Origin of the sequence: Flammeovirga yaeyamensis (assembly GCF_018736045.1) — a bacterium.
Taxonomy (GTDB): domain Bacteria; phylum Bacteroidota; class Bacteroidia; order Cytophagales; family Flammeovirgaceae; genus Flammeovirga; species Flammeovirga yaeyamensis.
Window position 1 is genome coordinate 4,160,973 of the sequence record NZ_CP076132.1, and the last position, 17,854, is coordinate 4,178,826.

Below are 17,854 nucleotides of genomic sequence, written 5' to 3' on the forward strand. Positions count from 1 at the left end.
TTAACGTCCTTTGTGTAAATTCTCGGTTACAATTTGCCCATCAAATAGGTGTATTACTCTACTTGCATAATCAGAGGCTGCTGTGGAATGGGTTACCATTAAAATAGTTGTTCCCATTTCGTTTAAGGTCTGAAGTAATTCCATTACCTCTCTACCTCTTTCTGAATCTAAGTTACCTGTTGGTTCATCAGCCAAAATTAATTGAGGATTGGAAACCAATGCTCTTGCCACCGCAACTCTTTGCTGTAAACCACCAGATATTTGATTTGGAAATACTCTTTTTTTATGAGAAATCTGTAATTGATCCATCATTTTTTCTACCCTCAATTTACGTTCATTGGGTGGTACTTGCTGATAGATAAGTGGTAATTCAATATTTTCGAACACAGTTAGATCATCAATAAGGTTAAAGCTTTGAAAAACAAAACCTATAAACTCTCTTCTTAATTGCGCTCTCTTTTTTGATGAAAGGTGAACTACATTTTGACCTTTAAAAATCATTTCGCCTTCAGTAGGCAAATCCAATAGTCCTGCAATATTGAGTAATGTTGATTTTCCACATCCTGAAGGCCCCATAATACACACGAACTCTCCTTCTTGAATATTAAGAGTAACATGATGAAGGGCCAATGTATCATTGTCCTCATTTTTATAGGCCTTATTGATGTTATTTATTTGAATTAAAGGTGTATTCATAAAAAAAATTTATTCCTAGTGTTACTAACAACAATCATTCAAATTATTAACACTTCAACAAACACAGTGAGTTACAGGTTTTTATAACATTCATTTAATGTTCAGAATTGAACTATGCGATCAATCGTTTACTGTACAATACGATTAAGTTATTTTACTCTTCTTAGAAGAATGAACACATTTTGAGAAAACTTTATTATTCTTACAGAACGATCTTATTTATCAACCCATTACTACCTGTACTTTATGTTAACTTTTAAGCTACTTATAGAAAATAAAAAACAAGTGTATCATATTATCGAAAAGTATAACTTTAGAGTAATTGATTACAGACCACACTATGAAATAGAATTCTTCGCTAAAAGCTACCAAGATTTTAATAAAACCTATTTTGATATAACCAATCAGTTACAAAGACTGGAAATTAATTATATATTATCGGATCATTTATTCGTTCCTAACCCAAACAAAAAAGGAGCATAGTCAAACTATACTCCTTTTCTACCTCCTTCGGGAGGCTTATTTATTTAATTTTAATTCTGAACATTCATTTTGATAAACGAAGCTTAAGATTAACATTACAGCATCATCATCATTTTTTGCTTTTCCAAGCATGTCTACTCTATTCATAGAGGCATCCAAAGTCCAAATTTTTTCCATATCAGCCCATTCGAATACAATACCTTGAACCATAAAGTAAGTAATACCACCTTTCTTACGTTTATAGATATTGTTTAAATCATTTTCGAAACGGTCACCTTTTGGAGCCGATACTTTTGCGATAACCTGTCCGGTGTTCGGATTTTTGTATAGCTCGCAAGAACATTTTCCTTGGTATTTTTCAGATTCAATATCAGAGATATTCAATTCCATGACCATCCAACCTTCTTTTTGTTTCACGAAAGTAGCAACCATTGATTCGTAACCTTTTGAAACAATTTTATCATTCGCTTTTGATTTCAATTCATAATTTAAAGAAAAAGAAGCTACACCAATATTTCCTTGTACTCTAATTTCATGAATTTTCAATTCAGAATTACGTTCCAAACTATGTTGATATTGAGAAACATATATGTTTTTATATTCTGACTTTCTTAAAACACGATGTTTTCTACTACCATCCACATTCATTTGTGTGACATTAATGATGGCATCAGGTCTAAACGTATCGAAAATAGTATTGATTTTATCTAAATTATCATTGCTAAAAGTTGTTCTTTCAACAACATTTCTAATGACTTCTTCTATTTCTTTTTCACCATTTTGAGCAAATAGCATTGATGAAATAAAAATAAATAAGCCGCTAAATAGTAATCTTAAATTTTTCATAGTGATAGATTGATATTGTTTAATAGTAGAATGTATTTTCCAATTTTTGTTTAAATGTTTCCATTTTCAATACAACCCTTGGGTATTTTCAACATGAAATTAAGTGATAAGAATTTTAAAGCAAACAAAATTGTCGTACTTTTTTCTGTCTCTGTTTTTTTCAGTTTCAAACACAATTAGATGAACGGAGAGTACAATAAAAAGTTTAATCAAACGATCGATTTAATACCAACAATTGTTAATACCAATATTGACTATCAAATAGATATTTATTACTCCTACTTAATAAAATTGTCTAAGGTTTATGATTCAAACTTTTTTTTTAGAAATTTATCATTCCTAAAAGATTATTTATGAAAGTTTGTATAGCAGAGAAACCAAGTGTAGCCAGAGATTTAGCCAAAGTATTAGGTGCTAAAAATAAAAAGAATGGTTACTTCGAAGGAAATGGATATCAGATCACCTGGACTTTTGGTCATTTATGCACCTTAAAAGAGCCACATGATTATGATCCTACATTAAAACGTTGGGATTTAATTACCCTTCCTATCGTACCTCAAAAATTTGCTATTAAACTTATTGAAAACGATGGATCAAAACAGCAGTTTAAGGTAATAGAATCTTTAGTACAAAACGCTACTGAAGTCATTAACTGTGGTGATGCAGGCCAAGAAGGAGAATTAATACAACGATGGGTTTTGCATCATGCCAAATGCAAAGCACCTGTAAAACGTCTTTGGATCTCTTCATTAACTGAAGAAGCCATCAAGAAAGGGTTTGACAAACTTCAAGAAGAAAAAGATTTTGACTTATTATATAAGGCAGGTAGTGCACGAGCGATTGGCGATTGGCTTTTAGGAATTAATGCTACACGACTTTATACCATCAAATTTGGTGGATACAAGCAATTATTATCAATAGGTAGAGTACAAACTCCTACACTAGCCTTAATAACCGATCGATTTTTAGAAATTCAGAATTTTAAGAAAGAGAAGTATTGGGAATTAAAAACAAAGTATAGAAATGTTCTTTTCTCTTATGCAAAAGGTAGATTTACAGAGAAAGAACGAGTAGACAAAGCCATTGAATATGTAACAGGTAAACCTTTTGAAATAACATCAACACAAAGAAAAGAAGGAACAGAAGCCCCACAGTATTTATTTGACTTAACATCCTTGCAGGTAGAGTGTAACAAAAAATTTAGTTTCTCTGCGGAGCAAACACTTAAAATTGCACAAAGCTTGTATGAGAAGAAGCTTCTTACTTACCCACGTGTAGATACTACTTATCTGCCTAATAATATGTATGGAGAAATTGGACCGACCATGCGAGCACTTCATAAGTTTTCAAAAGAAACTGCTCCATTGTTTGGCAAACCTTTCCGAAAAACCAAGAAAGTCTTTAACGATCAAAAGGTAACGGATCACCACGCAATCATACCAACTAAAATAAAAGCAGGAAATATGAATCAGAACGAAGCTGCTGTATATGATTTAGTAGCACTTCGTTTTATTGCGGCCTTCTACCCTGATTGTAAAGTAGCTAAAACAGAAGTAAGAGGTATAGTAGATAAAGCAGAGTTTAGAGCAAGTGGTAAAGAAATTCTTGATCTTGGTTGGAGAGTTCTCTTTAAAAAGGAGGATGAGGAAGAAAAAAAGCGTAAAAAGAAAAAAGGAGAAGATGAAGAGCAAAGCTTACCAAACTTTGTAGAAGGTGAGACTGGTGAACACAAGCCAGAAGTTCAAATGAAAGAAACCAAACCTCCTAAATTATATACGGAAGCCACTCTTCTTAGGGCAATGGAAACTGCAGGTAAGAGTGTGGATGATGATGAGCTAAGAAAAGCTATGAAAGAGAATGGTATCGGTAGACCTTCAACCCGTGCCAATATCATTGAGACTTTATTTAGACGAAAATATATAGAAAGACAACGTAAAAACATCATACCTACTCAAGCAGGCTTAGACTTAATAAATACTATTCAAAATGATTTACTCAAATCTGCAGAACTAACAGGTATTTGGGAAAAAAAACTAAGACAAATTGAAGATGGAAGTTATCAGGTAGAAAATTTCATGAACGAAATTAAAAACATGGTAGGTGAAGTTGTTTTTAATGTAAAACAAATTCAAACCAATTTCAAAATACAAACGCCAACTAAAAGCCTTAAAGTAAAAAAACAAACCTCGAAACCTACAGCAAAAGGTAAAATGAGCCTTACTTGCCCAAAATGTAAAAAGAAAGAGGTGATAAAAGGTAAAACAGCATATGGTTGCCTCGGTTATAAGGACAAATCATGTGATTTTGTAGTGAAATTTGAATTTGGGGGTAAAAAGTTAACCGACAAGCAAATTGAATCACTCATTATTAAAGGTAGAACTCCCGAAATAAAAGGCTTTAAGATCAACAATACCTCAAAAAATGGAGTGATTACATTAGATCAACAGTATCAAATGCTATTTAATGAGATAGAAGAAGCACCATTGATGTGTCCAAAATGTGGTAAAGGACAAATAATTGAAGGAAAAACGGCTTATGGATGTGAAAATTGGAAGAATGGGTGCGATTTTAAGGTACCTTTCATCAATTTTGATAAAAAAATCACCAAAAGTCAGTTAAAATCACTCTTAAATAAGAAAATCACCCCCAAAATGAAGGGATTTACCTTCGAGAACGAAAAAAATAGAGAAGGTAGGTTAAAATTAAACCCTGACTTCTCAATTTCACTAGATATTTAAAAGTATTAGGTACATTTTTAAACTTAATAAATTTAAAAGAACGATAATTTCGTTGATATATCTTTAAAATAAACCCTGTTTTTTGAAAATATTTAAAAAATTCAAACAAACAGGGTCTTTTTTTACCCTCCTATTTGCAATTCTTAAGCGATACTTCTACAATTGTATATGAAATCAGAGGAAAAGAGTACAAGATTTTCTTGTATATGTCCTTTTTCTCTAAATAGATGTGAGTGATCCGTTTAATGGGATTCATTCGAATCTCACTAAACGGAGTATCACATCAATTCGGTTATGACACTATCTAATAATTTTTAAAATTTTCGACTGCAATGTTCTCATCTATTCACCTAATTGCCGACGCAACGTTGGCAACAGAATCGGTAGCTCAGGCTGTAACAGCGGAGCAATTACAAAATGTAGGCTTAACAGCAAGCAACATTTGGATGCTAGTTTCAACAATGCTAGTATTTATTATGGCACTAGGTTTTGCATGTGTTGAAGCGGGTTTTACTCAAGCTAAAAACACTGTAAACATTCTTTTCAAAAACACTGTTGATTTAAGTGTTGGTATTATTTCTTACGCTTGGTTCGGTTTCAATTTAATGTACCCAGGAGAATTCAACGGAATCTTTGGTTTCGCAGGATGGGGTCTTAGCTTACCAGAAGGATACACTTCTTTAGGTTACGCAGGTGGAGCTTATACTTATTGGACTGACTTCTTATTCCAAGCAATGTTCGCAGCAACTTGTGCAACTATTGTATCAGGTGCTGTTGCAGAACGTATCAAAATCTCAGCTTACTTTATTTTCACTTTCTTCCTTGTAGGTTTCATCTACCCTGTACTAGGTTCATGGCACTGGGGTGGCGGATGGTTGTCTGAAATGGGCTTCTATGACTTCGCTGGTTCTACAGTAGTACACTCAGTTGGTGGATGGGCTGCTTTAGCAGGTATCATTGCAATTGGTGCTCGTAAAGGTAAGTATGTTAACGGTAAAGTAATCGACAAGCCAGGTTCTTCAGTTCCTTTAGCTGTAATTGGTGTATTCTTATTATGGTTCGGATGGTTCGGATTTAACGGTGGATCAGTTCTTTCTGCAGATCCTGAGTCAATCTCATTAGTATTAGTAACTACTACTTTAGCTGCAGCTGCAGGTGCTATCGGTGGATGGCTAGGTGGTTATATCGCCTTCAAACGTTTCGACTTAGGTATGGTATTGAACGGTATTCTTGCTGGTTTAGTAGGTATTACTGCTGGTGCCGACCAAATGTCTCCAAACGAAGCAATCCTTATTGGTATCGCATGTGGTGTTGTTGTAGTATTCTCTGCAATTGGCATGGATAAACTGAAATTGGATGATTGCGTTGGTGCAGTTTCTGTTCACTTAACTTGTGGTATTATTGGTACTTTAGCAATTGGTGTATTAGGTCAAAAAGCTGGTATGTCTCAATTCATCACTCAATTGACAGGTGTTGCAGCTTACGGTGCAGTAGCATTCTTCTCATCACTTGCAATCTTCTATGCATTGAAATTCACTATCGGTGTAAGAGTTTCTGAAGAGCACGAAAACGAAGGTCTTGATAGCCATGAGCACGGTATCCGTGGTTATACTATCACTTTCGATAACTAAGATATTATATAGAAGGAGAGGCAATCCTCTCCTTCGTTTATATAATCGTTATACAAAAATTATAAACATCTCATTGTAAGTTCTAACGTTCTCAACTAATCGAACTTATGATTATATAGTTACTTCATTGTGTGCGAAGTAAGTATATCCAACAAATATTATTATTCACCTCTATTTAAATTTACTATTTAAGATGAAAACTAAGGTATTCTCTTTAATCGCATCCCTATTGTTTACGGGTTCAATTGTTATGGCACAAGATTCAGCAGAGACTGAAGTTATCGCTGAAGAATCTGTAGAAGCAACAGAAGAAACAGAAGCAAATAAACTTTCAATTTCAGGTTCAGTAGATTTATTCTACAACTATGATTTTGCTGGTACAGATGCTATGAATATTGGAACAAGTTTCCAAGGCGAGCAAAACTCGATCAATTTAGGTATGGCTAACGTGATCTTATCACAAACTTTAGGTAAAGCTTCATTTGTTGCAGATTTATCTTTTGGTCCAAGATCTAACGGTTCTATCGGTGACGGTAACTTCCATATCCAAAACTTATATGCTTCATACCAACTAACTGAGAAATTATCAGCAACTGCTGGTTTCATGGGTACATTTGTTGGTTACGAAATTATCTCTCCAACAGGTAACTTCAACTACTCTACTTCTTACTTATTCTCAAACGGTCCTTTCCAAAATGCTGGTTTGAAGTTTGATTACGCATTCTCTGATAGAGTTGCTTTAATGGTTGGTGTTTTCACTAACGAGTGGGATTCATACAGTGCTGCTCCTAACTTAGGTATGAGTGGTTTAGGTGCTCAATTATATGTTGCTCCAGCTGAAGGTTTCGATGTTTACTTGAACGGTTTCACATCTTCAACAAGAACTGTTGTTGATATCACTGCAGGTTACCAAGTTACTGACGCTTTCTACTTAGGTTTAAACGCTGCTTGGGCTGATAAAAAAGACCAATACACAGTCGATTTAGCTACTGCTGATCAAGTTTACACTGGTGTAGCTCTTTATGGACAATATGCATTATCTGAGTCATTTGCTTTAGGTTTACGTTACGAAAACTTTGCAGATACTTACAAGCCATCGGGTGACAACACTCTAGAGGAGTCAACTGTTAATATCAACGCATTCACTTTATCAGGTAACATTGCTTTAGGACCACTAATGGTAATTCCTGAATTAAGATATGACGCTGCTGACACTGAAATCTTCTTCGGTTCTAAAGAAAAAGAAGCTGCATCTGATTTTGATTCAAAATCAGCTACTCAAGCTACTTTAGCAGTTGTATATGCTTTCTAAGAAAGACTAACAATACTATAATTATATATGAAGCCAACCTTATTAATAAGGTTGGCTTTTTTATTGATCAAGAAATTTCTGAACTATCACTATAAATTATGAGTGATAAAAAGAACGAAATCAAAAGCTTGAAACTTTATTGAATACAACAATACAGTCACACCAATCCTCCTCTACCTTCTCTATATATTAAGGAAGAAACTCCAGGAACATCAATAAAGACAAATAATTTTTCAACTACCTCCCTAAATCACAAAGAAAACCCTCAAAAAAACAGCTCTAAATGTGTTATTTACACACTTAAAGAGACTAAAAAATCGAATAGAGTATAAAAAAATACCCTTGATTATGAAATTTTCATCATTTTAAGTCTATTAAGACAAAATTACACCCATAAGTACCAAATTTTCTTGATTTTTTTAAAAATCCGAGTCATATTTGAAACGTAAACAAAATTTCAACTTCGCCTAAGTACTAACAAACAGAAATGTGTTTATCGTTTTGAATGTGTGCTAGGCTATAGTTTTTTTAATCTCACATTACAATGACAAATCTTCGTTTTAACGCCCTTGAGACAGCTTCAGCTAGAACAGCAAAAGAAGTTGAAGCTCCGTCTAACAAAATCTCAGATTATTTTGGCGAGGACTGTTTCGGTCTTACTCAAATGAAAGCTGCACTTGCTCCAGCTATCTACAAAAAAGTAGAATCTGCAGTGAAGTACGGTACTAAAATCGACGAGGCTACTGCTGACGCTGTTGCATCTGCAGTAATGACTTGGGCCGTTTCTAAAGGTGTTACTCACCACACTCACTGGTTCCAACCACTAACTGGATCTTCTGCAGAAAAGCACGATTCTTTCTTTGATTACACAAAAGGTATTGAAACTTTCAAAGGTTCAACACTTACTCAACAAGAGCCAGATGCTTCTTCATTCCCTAACGGTGGTATTCGTGCAACAAACCAAGCACGTGGTTATACTGGTTGGGATCCATCATCACCTATCTTCATTACAAACAAAACGCTTTGTATCCCTACGATCTTCGTTTCTTACACTGGAGATACATTGGATTACAAAACTCCTTTGTTAAAAGCACAAGAAGCTATTAACAAAGCGACTATCGATGTTTGTAACTATTTCGAAGAAGGTGTTACTAGTATTTCTGCTTCATTAGGTTGTGAGCAAGAGTACTTCCTAGTAGATAAAGCTTTCTACGCTGCACGTCCTGACTTATACATCGCAGGTCGTACTTTATTTGGTGCTAAGCCTCCACATGGTCAGCAATTAGACGATCACTATTTCGGTTCTATCGCTCCACGTGTTGCTGCATTCATGAAAGATTTCGAATTACAATGCCACAAATTAGGTATTCCTGTAACTACTCGTCACAATGAGGTAGCTCCAGGTCAATTCGAAGCAGCTCCATTATATGAAGAAATCAACACAGCTGTAGATCACAACTTGTTGATGATGGACGTTATGGAACAAGTTGCTAGTGAGCATAACTTAGCTGTTTTACTTCACGAGAAGCCTTTCGCTAACTTGAACGGTTCTGGTAAGCACAACAACTGGTCATTGATCACTAACAAAGGCCGTAACTTATTCCAACCTGAAGGTTCTTTATACTTCCTTACATTCCTAGTGAACACTATCAAAGCAGTTCACGTGTATGGTGACTTGATGAGAGCTTCAATCGCTTCTGCAGGTAACGATCACCGTTTAGGTGCTAACGAGGCACCTCCTGCAATCATGTCAGTATTCTTAGGATCAACACTTACTAACTTCTTAAACGAAGTTTCTGAATCAGGTAAATTAGTTTACGCTGAAGGTGGTGACGAGTATATTGAATTAGGTGTTGAAAAGATTCCTGGTCTTAAATTAGACAACACTGACCGTAACCGTACTTCTCCATTTGCATTTACTGGTAACAAATTTGAGTTCCGTGCAGTAGGTTCAACGCAAAACACTGCAACTCCAATGACAGTGTTGAACTTGATCGTTGCTGAGCAATTGACTCAATTCAAAGCTTCAGTTGACGCTGCTATCGCTGGCGGTAAAGACAAAGAAGCTGCTATCAGAGAAATCTTAGTACAATACATCAAAGAATCTGAGGCTATCCGTTTCGAAGGTGATGGTTATTCTCAAGAGTGGGTTGATGAGGCTGAATCAAGAGGTTTATCTAACGTTAAAGATACTCCACGTGCTTTAGACTTCTTCATCTCAGCTGAAGCTAAAGAGATCTTCGCTAAGCACAACGTGTTTACTGAAAGAGAAATCGAAGCTCGTCACGATGTATGGTCAGAGATCTACTCTACTAAGATCGATATCGAATCGAAAGCAATGGAAGAGATCGTATTGAACAAAGTAATTCCTGCTTCTGCTAGCTATGTATCTAAATTAGCTGATTCAGCTACGAAACTTTCTGCTCTTGGTCTTGATGCTTCTGCTATCACTACTACACTTAAGGAAGTAACTGGATTTATGGCACAAGCTAAAGAAGGTGTTGCTGCAATGGTAACTGAGCGTGATAGAGTTCTTGAAATCGAGGACACAAATGCTCAAGCTGTTGAGTTCTGTGACAGCATCAAGCACAAATACTTCGACACTATCCGTGAAGCAGTAGATCGTCTTGAGTTGTTCGTAGATGACGCTGAATGGCCTCTACCTAAATACTCAGAAATGTTATTCCTTAAGTAATTAAGGATATAATATAATGTGGGATGTTTATACACCTCATGGTTCTTTGGAATCATGAGGGCATTTTTCCCGCTGACTTCAAGTCATTTATAAAAAAATGCAACTTTTATCTCAGATAACTGTTGCATTTTTTATTTTTATACTGTTATATTTGCATCGCTAAACACGGCGGTTGTAGCTCAGTTGGTTAGAGCACCGGTTTGTGGTTCCGGGGGCCGTGGGTTCGAATCCCATCATCCGCCCTACTAAAAAGCACAAAGGCTTATCAGTAATGATAAGCCTTTTTTATTAATTCTATTTTACCCAAGGGGCTATATCCTCAGATTTCAACCAAGCCTCAATTAAAGGAAAATGATCATCACTCCCACTTTTTGAAGTACAGATATTGATATGATCATAATCGTGTGCAAATCCAGTTTCTTTTGATAATAATATAAATTGATCATGTGCTCCATTCACTTCTTTCATCAAACGTTTTACATCGGTTTGATGCCCCAAATAAAATTCCTTTAGCCCAGTAATGTATAAAGTTGGTGGAATGCACTTCCTATGTGCAAATTCATTAATGTAATCAAACCCATCTTCAATATCGATCCACTCATCTTTGGCATATACCCAACGCCTACAATCCTCATATACACCTCTTGATTCATTCTCCTGCCCTATCTTCATTTCTACAGCAGGAAAATAACCAAATAGATTAGTCATCAGCTTTCCTACATACTTCCATACGATATCAACTTCAAACCATTTTTTAAAAGAACTGACACTAATACTTCTTTTTACAGCAATATTGATGATCCTGTTTACTTTTAACTCAGGATGTCTTGCTATATGTGCCATCAACCATACTCCACCCCAAGAATGCGTTACAAAGTTTAATTCTGCATCTTCTACTTTAGTATATATATAATTGATTAACGCCGGTATTTCTTCTTCAATAGCATCATATTGGTTGTTCTTACTATTTGATGATACTTTCGGCATACTTCTCCCTCTTCCTCTAAAATCCGGAATAAATACCTGATACCCTTTAGAAGCTAACCAAGGACCTAATCCTTTATCTTTTAAAGAGTAGAATATTCTTCCACTTTCAATACTACCATGTATCATTAAGATGGCTTTTGAAGGGTTTACAACAGAAGGAGCATAATGTTTTACAAATAATTGATCGGTCCCTACTTTTACAAAAGTTTCAGAGGTGTTGATGTCGTTAGTCATGTGTTGTTTATTTTCTTAATCTATTATCAGATAATAGATTGAATAATCTCTTAAATTATTCAATTTTAAATCAAATGATCCCTTTAAATTATAAAAAATTCGTTGATAATTGTACATTTGCTAATTATAATCAGTCTAAATTAAATTTGTGAATAATACTTCAAATATGATTAGCTTAGATACCTTGCCTATTGGTGTAGTAGGAATCATATCAGAATATTCTGATAAAGTAGTGGGAAGTAGATTAATTGAGCTGGGTTTATATCCGGGCAAGAGAATCAAAGTAATACGCAAAGCTCCATTTAATGGCGGACTCTATGTAAAATCGGATAAAAATGCTTTTGCTATTGGTCTTACCGAAGCAAAGAGTGTATTCACAACAACAGACTAAGCACTATGACTTCCAAACGAATAAAAATAGCCTTACTTGGTAACCCTAACGTAGGTAAATCATCTATATTCAATCAATTAACCGGATTAAGACAAAAAGTAGGTAACTTTCCTGGCGTAACTGTCGATAAGAAAATTGGTTCATGTCATATTACAAATGATATTGAAGCACAAATTATTGACTTTCCTGGTACTTATAGCTTATACCCAACTTCTTCAGATGAAAGAGTTGTTCTGAACAGTTTCTCTAATCCATCATCAGAAGATTATCCTGATTATGTGGTATATGTTGCAGATGCTACAAACTTAGAGAGACACCTATTATTATTATCTCAAGTTAAAGATTTGCATATTCCTGTGGTATTGGCCATTAATATGGCAGACTTAGCCATAAAACAGGGTATTTCAATAGATATTGATCGCCTATCTGAGAAGTTAAAAATAAAGGCTATAGAAGTTAATGGTAGATCAGGTGATGGCATTTCCGAATTAAACAAAAGTATTATTGATCTTATCGACGGTAAGGGTGATAATACTTCACATATTTATACGGCCACTTCAGAAGAGAAAAAAACAATTGATAAAATCAAAGAATTTGCTCCTCAGAAGTTATCTAATTATCAAGCACTACTTTGGGCACATCATTACAATGAATTGCCATTCTTAGATGATAGCCAGAAAACTTTCATAGAAAAAATCACTATCGAAGATGACTTTAAGAACATGAAGTATCAGATTGATGAAACGTTATCTAGATACAATACCTTAAGTCCAATAGTAAATAATTCTATTACTATTCAATCTTTAGAAGGAGATTCACTTTCTGATAAAATTGATAAAATCGTCACCAACAAAATATGGGGACCTATCATTTTCATTTCTCTATTGATGTTGGTTTTCCAATCCATTTTCTCGTGGGCTTCCGTTCCCATGGATTTAATTGATGAAGGCATGGCAACGCTTAACGAAGCAGTAAAAAATGTTATGCCCGAAGCATGGTACACCGACCTTATCACAGATGGTATTCTTTCTGGTCTTGGTGGTGTTATTATATTCGTCCCTCAGATTGCCATTTTATTCTTCCTAATTTCTTTAATGGAAGAATCTGGGTACATGGCTAGAGCAGTGTATATGTTCGATAGAATTATGGCTAAATTTGGTATGAGCGGTCGTAGTATTGTATCCCTTATTTCTGGTGGTGCTTGTGCGATTCCTGCTGTTATGGCGGCTAGAACAATAGGCAATTGGAAAGAGCGTATGATTACTATTATGGTTACTCCACTCATCTCTTGTTCTGCCAGGATTCCTGTTTATGCAATTTTGGTTGCTTTTGCTGTACCAAATACCCCAGTTTTGGGTGGTTTACTAAATCTACAAGGAGTAGCCTTTATGGGACTCTACTTACTTGGTATTGTTGCAACACTCTTAGCAGGTATAGTATTTAAATTGATTTTAAAAGCTGATGCACCTACTTTCCTTGCAATGGAATTGCCATCATATAAAATGCCGCATTGGAAAAATGTGGGTCTTACCGTAACCGAAAAAGTGAAGACATTCATCATTGAAGCTGGTAAAGTGATTATGATGGTTTCTATTGTACTTTGGGCTTTGGCATCTTATGGACCAGGTGATAGCATTGAAAATGCAGAAACTATTGCAAAACAAGAATCAGTAGAAAAAGGGTTAACTGATGCACAAACGGAGGATTATATTGCAGCAAAACAACTCGAAGCTTCTTATGTAGGTATTATGGGTAAAGCTATTGAACCTGTTTTTGCTCCTTTAGGATACGATTGGAAAATCTCTATTGCTTTGGTGACTTCATTTGCCGCAAGAGAGGTGTTTGTTGGTACAATGGCTACCATATATAGCATCGGTTCTGCAGGAGAAGATATTGCTCCTTTAAAAGAAAAACTTACTGGAGCAGTAGATCCAAGTACTGGAAAACATGAATTTACAGTTGCAACAGCATTCTCATTAATGGTATTTTATGTATTTGCCATGCAATGTATGTCGACATTAGCAGTAGTAAAAAGAGAAACCAAAAGCTGGAAGTGGCCATTAATACAGTTTACGTATATGAGTTTACTCGCTTATTTTGGAGCATTATTTACTTACCATATTTTCTAAGGATCATCGATTCTAAGAATGAAAGAGCATAGAGAACAACAACTCTATGCTTTTTTTTGAGCAAAATGTAAATGAAAAAAACGGTCATTTGATATCCTCAAATGACCGTTTTGCTATCTATATAAGGTATCTATTGCAACTCTGCACTACCAAATAGTACAGCAAACTGCTGACACCAAACAAGCACATATTTATTCTTTGTGAAATCTATATCTTCTGGTACCTCATAGGTTTGCACACCTCTCGTACTTTTTAGTGTACCTAGGTTGACAAATCCATTTCCTTCTAAATCTTGTGCTAAGTAAATAAATAAATCTGGACCTGAATCTGAATAAAACTCATCATTAAAACTTAACTGTCTACCATCTAATGTTACCATACCTGTAGTACTTGGATGAGCACTTGACCCTTCAAAAGTTCCAGAAAGGACACCATCCATATTTTCATCGGCCACTACTGCTGTTGAATCACTTTCTTCTTGTGAAGCTAAAACATCATCTTCAGAAAGAGCATCAGGTTTCTCGTTATCATTACAAGAAATCATGGTAAGTGTAAAAGCTAGAAAGATAAAATAAAGTAATTTTTTCATAGTAAAATGTAGATAAATTGTAAGTTTGATATAATAATTAGATTGAAAAATTTCATAGAATATTTATCCAATAAGTAATAAACTATTCTAATCATATTTTGTTAGTCGTTAAAAAGAATAAAACATGACACTTCCAATTTATCAAATTGATGCTTTTTGTGAAAATATTTTTCAGGGAAATCCTGCAGCTGTCGTTCCATTAGATAAATGGCTGAACGATAACACTATGCAAAACATCGCTATGGAGAATAATTTAGCGGAAACAGTCTTTTTTGTTCCTGCTGAAAATGAATATCAAATACGATGGTTTACGCCAGAAACTGAGATTAGATTATGTGGACATGCGACATTAGCTGCAGCTCATTATTTGTTTCATCATCAAAATATAGAAAGTGATAAAGTACAGTTTGTTTCTCATTTAAGTGGAAAACTATCTGTAACAAAAGATCAAAACGGATTGACACTTAATTTTCCAAGCCAAAAACCAAGTAAAGTAAATACACCTAGTTTTTTAGAGGAAGCATTAGGTTGTAAAGTCGATGAATGTTTCGAATCTGGAATGTTCTTGGTCGCACATGTGGAAAATGAGAAAACAGTAAAAGAACTCACTCCCAATTTTAACATGATCAACGATCAAAGTCCTGATTTAGGCATCATCGTTACAGCAAAAGGAACAAATGAAGCTGATTTCGTTTCACGATTTTTTCACCCAGGCATTGGTATCAACGAAGATCCTGTGACTGGTTCTGCACATACCGTATTGATCCCGCATTGGTCAGAAATATTGGGTAAAAAATCACTTGTTGCTCATCAGTTATCAAAAAGAGGAGGCATATTACTATGTGAAGACCAAGGAGAAAGGGTGTTGATTTCTGGAAAAGCACAAACATATTTAAAAGGAGAAATCTTTATTTAGTAAAGGTAAGTTTTAACAAAACTCAATAAGGATAACTTTCTCCTTAAAAACATGATCGATATGATTATATTTGCGGCATGGAAAACAAGACACTCATAAGAAAATATAATGTTCCGGGGCCTAGATACACAAGTTATCCTACGGTACCTTTTTGGGACAATGATCCTACTTTACAACAATGGGCTGACCATGTTGCCGATGCTTTCCAAGCAAGTAACGACAAAGATGGTATTAGTGTATATATACACCTTCCTTATTGCGAAAAGTTGTGTACTTTCTGTGGGTGTAATAAACGTATTACCGTTAACCATGGTGTTGAAGAATCGTACATCGATACACTTTTAAAAGAGTGGAAAATGTATGTTCAGATTTTTGGTGAAGAAAAAGCAAAAATTAAAGAAATACATTTGGGTGGTGGTACGCCTACTTTCTTCTCTCCAGAAAATCTTCAGAAACTTATTAATGGGATTTTCGAAGATGCTGTAGCTCACGAGGAAATGGAGTTGGGTTTTGAGGCCAACCCTGTAAATACAACTGTAGAACACCTAGAAGCACTTTACGCTGTAGGCTTTAGAAGATTGAGTTTAGGTATTCAGGATTTTGATCCTGTTGTGCAAAAGGCAATCAATAGAGTGCAATCTTATGAGCAAGTCGAGTTTGTTACCAACAAGGCAAGAGAGATCGGTTACACCTCTGTCAACTTTGATTTAGTTTTCGGTTTACCATTCCAAAAGTTAGAATGTGTGAAGGACACGATTGCAAAATCAAATGCACTTAGACCAGATCGTATTGCTTATTATTCTTATGCACACGTGCCTTGGACTGCTCCAGGTCAACGTGGATTCTCTGATGAAGATCTTCCATCGAACGAGGAAAAAAGAGCTTTGTATGAGGTAGGTAAAGAAATGTTCGAAGAAGCAGGTTATGTAGAAATCGGCATGGACCACTTTGCACTTCCTACAGATGCATTAGCTATTGCGGCTGATAATAAGTCATTACACAGAAACTTTATGGGTTATGCTCCAACTTACACTCAATTGATGGTAGGTTTAGGTTGCTCATCAATTTCTGATTCTTGGACATCATTTGCTCAAAACTTAAAGAAAGTAGAGGATTACAAAGCAGCTGTTGCCGAAGGTAAACTTCCTGTTTTCAGAGGTCATGTACTATCAGAAGAAGATTTATTGGTGCGTAAGCATATCTTAAATGTGATGTGTCATTTCGAAACAGAATGGGACGATGAGACGGCCCAACTACCTCTATTTGCTAATCTAGACGAAAAGCTAGAAGAAATGCAAAAAGACGGTTTGGTGATCGTGAACGATAGATCATTAGAAGTAACAGAAAAAGGTAGACCTTTCGTTAGAAATATTTGTATGACATTGGATGCTAGAATGTTGGTCGCTAAGCCGCAAGCTAGAATTTTCTCGTCGACGATATAATAGAAATAAAAAAAGACGTTTAATCAAACGCCTTTTCAGAAAATAAAAAAGGAGTTAGGAGCATCTAAAGTTGCATCTAACTCCTTTTTATTATTACTCTTGATCTCCAGCTAGTTTTAAAGTCAAAGATGGATATGAATTAGTTCGTAGAGCAACAATACCATGCTTAGTCTCTCCTGCATGGATAGTCTTATTCATGATATCATACATTTCCAATTCACTTTTAAACTTAGCATTGGCATTACCGGCTGTAATCATATTACCTCCTGCGATACCTGGACCGATGATCAATCCAATAGGAAATGAACTTGATTCTGTTCTTCCATTAGAATCTGTAGTAGTACGATCAAAAGTGGTAAAACTTAATAGAAGGTACAACAAATAGGATTCTACAGATTGTTTCAATCCAACGAATGCATCTTGAGTGCTTATAGGATCCAAGTAAGCACCACTTGTTGATAATAAAAGTACATCTTTACCAAAAACCACGTCATGATCAGAGTTATTAGTAAATTCAACTGCTACTAAGTGAATTCCTCTTTTCGATTCTTTTTTCTTGTACTTATTATTTCTAAGTACATTATACTCATACCTTAGTTTGAAGTCATCCAGCTTATATGTGGAATTATAACTTAGACTTTGAGGAGCAATCGGATGATAAGAAGAAGCACATCCGAAGAGTAAAAAATTAGTCACAATTAGTAAGCTTAGCTTTTTAATAAGAGTTTGCATGATAAAAAAATTAGTTTGTTAAGTACTACAAAA

At 35.1% G+C, this 17,854-nt stretch carries 14 protein-coding genes and 1 tRNA gene; 10 read left to right on the forward strand and 5 right to left on the reverse strand.

Features of this window, described 5'->3' with window-relative positions; all coding sequences use genetic code 11:
- Window positions 1-696, reverse strand: coding sequence for an ABC transporter ATP-binding protein (locus tag KMW28_RS16400; protein WP_169662752.1), 696 nt, complete (start codon window positions 694-696; stop codon window positions 1-3).
- A gap of 246 nt (window positions 697-942) precedes the next feature.
- Here KMW28_RS16400 and KMW28_RS16405 point away from each other — a divergent pair, with 246 nt between their 5' ends.
- Window positions 943-1,179: a hypothetical protein gene (locus KMW28_RS16405; protein WP_066212826.1), complete on the forward strand. Its 237-nt coding sequence runs from the start codon at window positions 943-945 to the stop codon at window positions 1,177-1,179.
- A gap of 36 nt (window positions 1,180-1,215) precedes the next feature.
- On the opposite strand, the gene KMW28_RS16410 is transcribed toward KMW28_RS16405, so the two are convergent.
- A complete protein-coding gene (locus KMW28_RS16410; RefSeq protein ID WP_169662753.1) occupies window positions 1,216-2,025 on the reverse strand; it encodes a hypothetical protein in 810 nt (269 codons plus the stop codon).
- A 353-nt stretch (window positions 2,026-2,378) separates the two neighbouring features.
- Between KMW28_RS16410 and KMW28_RS16415 the strand changes: the two genes are divergently transcribed.
- The 5 genes from KMW28_RS16415 (at window position 2,379) to KMW28_RS16435 (ending at window position 10,643) form a co-directional block, all read left to right on the forward strand.
- Window positions 2,379-4,763: a type IA DNA topoisomerase gene (locus tag KMW28_RS16415; RefSeq protein WP_169662754.1), complete on the forward strand. Its 2,385-nt coding sequence runs from the start codon at window positions 2,379-2,381 to the stop codon at window positions 4,761-4,763.
- A 332-nt stretch (window positions 4,764-5,095) separates the two neighbouring features.
- Window positions 5,096-6,394 carry an ammonium transporter gene (locus KMW28_RS16420; protein ID WP_169662755.1) on the forward strand — a complete coding sequence of 433 codons (1,299 nt, stop codon included), beginning with the start codon at window positions 5,096-5,098 and terminating at the stop codon, window positions 6,392-6,394.
- A gap of 193 nt (window positions 6,395-6,587) precedes the next feature.
- Entirely contained in the window at window positions 6,588-7,706 is a 1,119-nt protein-coding gene (locus KMW28_RS16425; protein WP_169662756.1) for an outer membrane beta-barrel protein, read from the forward strand.
- 544 nt (window positions 7,707-8,250) lie between these two features.
- Window positions 8,251-10,401: a glutamine synthetase III family protein gene (locus KMW28_RS16430; RefSeq protein WP_169662757.1), complete on the forward strand. Its 2,151-nt coding sequence runs from the start codon at window positions 8,251-8,253 to the stop codon at window positions 10,399-10,401.
- A gap of 168 nt (window positions 10,402-10,569) precedes the next feature.
- Window positions 10,570-10,643 (forward strand) — tRNA-His (locus KMW28_RS16435).
- A gap of 52 nt (window positions 10,644-10,695) precedes the next feature.
- Here the strand turns inward: KMW28_RS16435 and KMW28_RS16440 are convergent.
- Window positions 10,696-11,622, reverse strand: a complete 927-nt coding sequence (locus tag KMW28_RS16440) for an alpha/beta fold hydrolase (RefSeq protein ID WP_169662758.1) — start codon at window positions 11,620-11,622, stop codon at window positions 10,696-10,698.
- Window positions 11,623-11,788: 166 nt separating this feature from the next.
- Here KMW28_RS16440 and KMW28_RS16445 point away from each other — a divergent pair, with 166 nt between their 5' ends.
- Complete coding sequence (locus tag KMW28_RS16445; RefSeq protein WP_066212806.1) at window positions 11,789-12,013, forward strand: FeoA family protein; 225 nt, start codon at window positions 11,789-11,791, stop codon at window positions 12,011-12,013.
- 5 nt (window positions 12,014-12,018) lie between these two features.
- Window positions 12,019-14,142, forward strand: coding sequence for a ferrous iron transport protein B (feoB, locus tag KMW28_RS16450; protein WP_169662759.1), 2,124 nt, complete (start codon window positions 12,019-12,021; stop codon window positions 14,140-14,142).
- A gap of 130 nt (window positions 14,143-14,272) precedes the next feature.
- Here the strand turns inward: feoB and KMW28_RS16455 are convergent, their stop codons facing one another.
- On the reverse strand, window positions 14,273-14,731 hold the full coding sequence (locus tag KMW28_RS16455; protein ID WP_169662760.1) for a DM13 domain-containing protein: 459 nt from the start codon (window positions 14,729-14,731) through the stop codon (window positions 14,273-14,275).
- Between the two features lie 124 nt (window positions 14,732-14,855).
- Between KMW28_RS16455 and KMW28_RS16460 the strand changes: the two genes are divergently transcribed.
- Together KMW28_RS16460 and hemN are read left to right on the forward strand one after the other, a co-directional pair.
- A complete protein-coding gene (locus tag KMW28_RS16460) occupies window positions 14,856-15,647 on the forward strand; it encodes a PhzF family phenazine biosynthesis protein (protein ID WP_169662761.1) in 792 nt (263 codons plus the stop codon).
- 77 nt (window positions 15,648-15,724) lie between these two features.
- On the forward strand, window positions 15,725-17,089 hold the full coding sequence (hemN, locus tag KMW28_RS16465) for an oxygen-independent coproporphyrinogen III oxidase (RefSeq protein WP_066212787.1): 1,365 nt from the start codon (window positions 15,725-15,727) through the stop codon (window positions 17,087-17,089).
- 93 nt (window positions 17,090-17,182) lie between these two features.
- Here the strand turns inward: hemN and KMW28_RS16470 are convergent, their stop codons facing one another.
- The gene (locus KMW28_RS16470; RefSeq protein WP_169662762.1) at window positions 17,183-17,821 is read right to left on the reverse strand and encodes a hypothetical protein; all 639 of its coding nucleotides are present in this window, start codon (window positions 17,819-17,821) and stop codon (window positions 17,183-17,185) included.
- Between the last annotated feature and the right edge of the window lie 33 nt (window positions 17,822-17,854).

Coding starts and splice junctions, on each gene's coding strand:
- KMW28_RS16400 (WP_169662752.1), bottom strand. CDS start 696: ATGAATACACCTTTAATTCAAATAAATAACATCAATAAGGCCTATAAA.
- KMW28_RS16405 (WP_066212826.1), top strand. CDS start 943: ATGTTAACTTTTAAGCTACTTATAGAAAATAAAAAACAAGTGTATCAT.
- KMW28_RS16410 (WP_169662753.1), bottom strand. CDS start 2,025: ATGAAAAATTTAAGATTACTATTTAGCGGCTTATTTATTTTTATTTCA.
- KMW28_RS16415 (WP_169662754.1), top strand. CDS start 2,379: ATGAAAGTTTGTATAGCAGAGAAACCAAGTGTAGCCAGAGATTTAGCC.
- KMW28_RS16420 (WP_169662755.1), top strand. CDS start 5,096: ATGTTCTCATCTATTCACCTAATTGCCGACGCAACGTTGGCAACAGAA.
- KMW28_RS16425 (WP_169662756.1), top strand. CDS start 6,588: ATGAAAACTAAGGTATTCTCTTTAATCGCATCCCTATTGTTTACGGGT.
- KMW28_RS16430 (WP_169662757.1), top strand. CDS start 8,251: ATGACAAATCTTCGTTTTAACGCCCTTGAGACAGCTTCAGCTAGAACA.
- KMW28_RS16440 (WP_169662758.1), bottom strand. CDS start 11,622: ATGACTAACGACATCAACACCTCTGAAACTTTTGTAAAAGTAGGGACC.
- KMW28_RS16445 (WP_066212806.1), top strand. CDS start 11,789: ATGATTAGCTTAGATACCTTGCCTATTGGTGTAGTAGGAATCATATCA.
- feoB (WP_169662759.1), top strand. CDS start 12,019: ATGACTTCCAAACGAATAAAAATAGCCTTACTTGGTAACCCTAACGTA.
- KMW28_RS16455 (WP_169662760.1), bottom strand. CDS start 14,731: ATGAAAAAATTACTTTATTTTATCTTTCTAGCTTTTACACTTACCATG.
- KMW28_RS16460 (WP_169662761.1), top strand. CDS start 14,856: ATGACACTTCCAATTTATCAAATTGATGCTTTTTGTGAAAATATTTTT.
- hemN (WP_066212787.1), top strand. CDS start 15,725: ATGGAAAACAAGACACTCATAAGAAAATATAATGTTCCGGGGCCTAGA.
- KMW28_RS16470 (WP_169662762.1), bottom strand. CDS start 17,821: ATGCAAACTCTTATTAAAAAGCTAAGCTTACTAATTGTGACTAATTTT.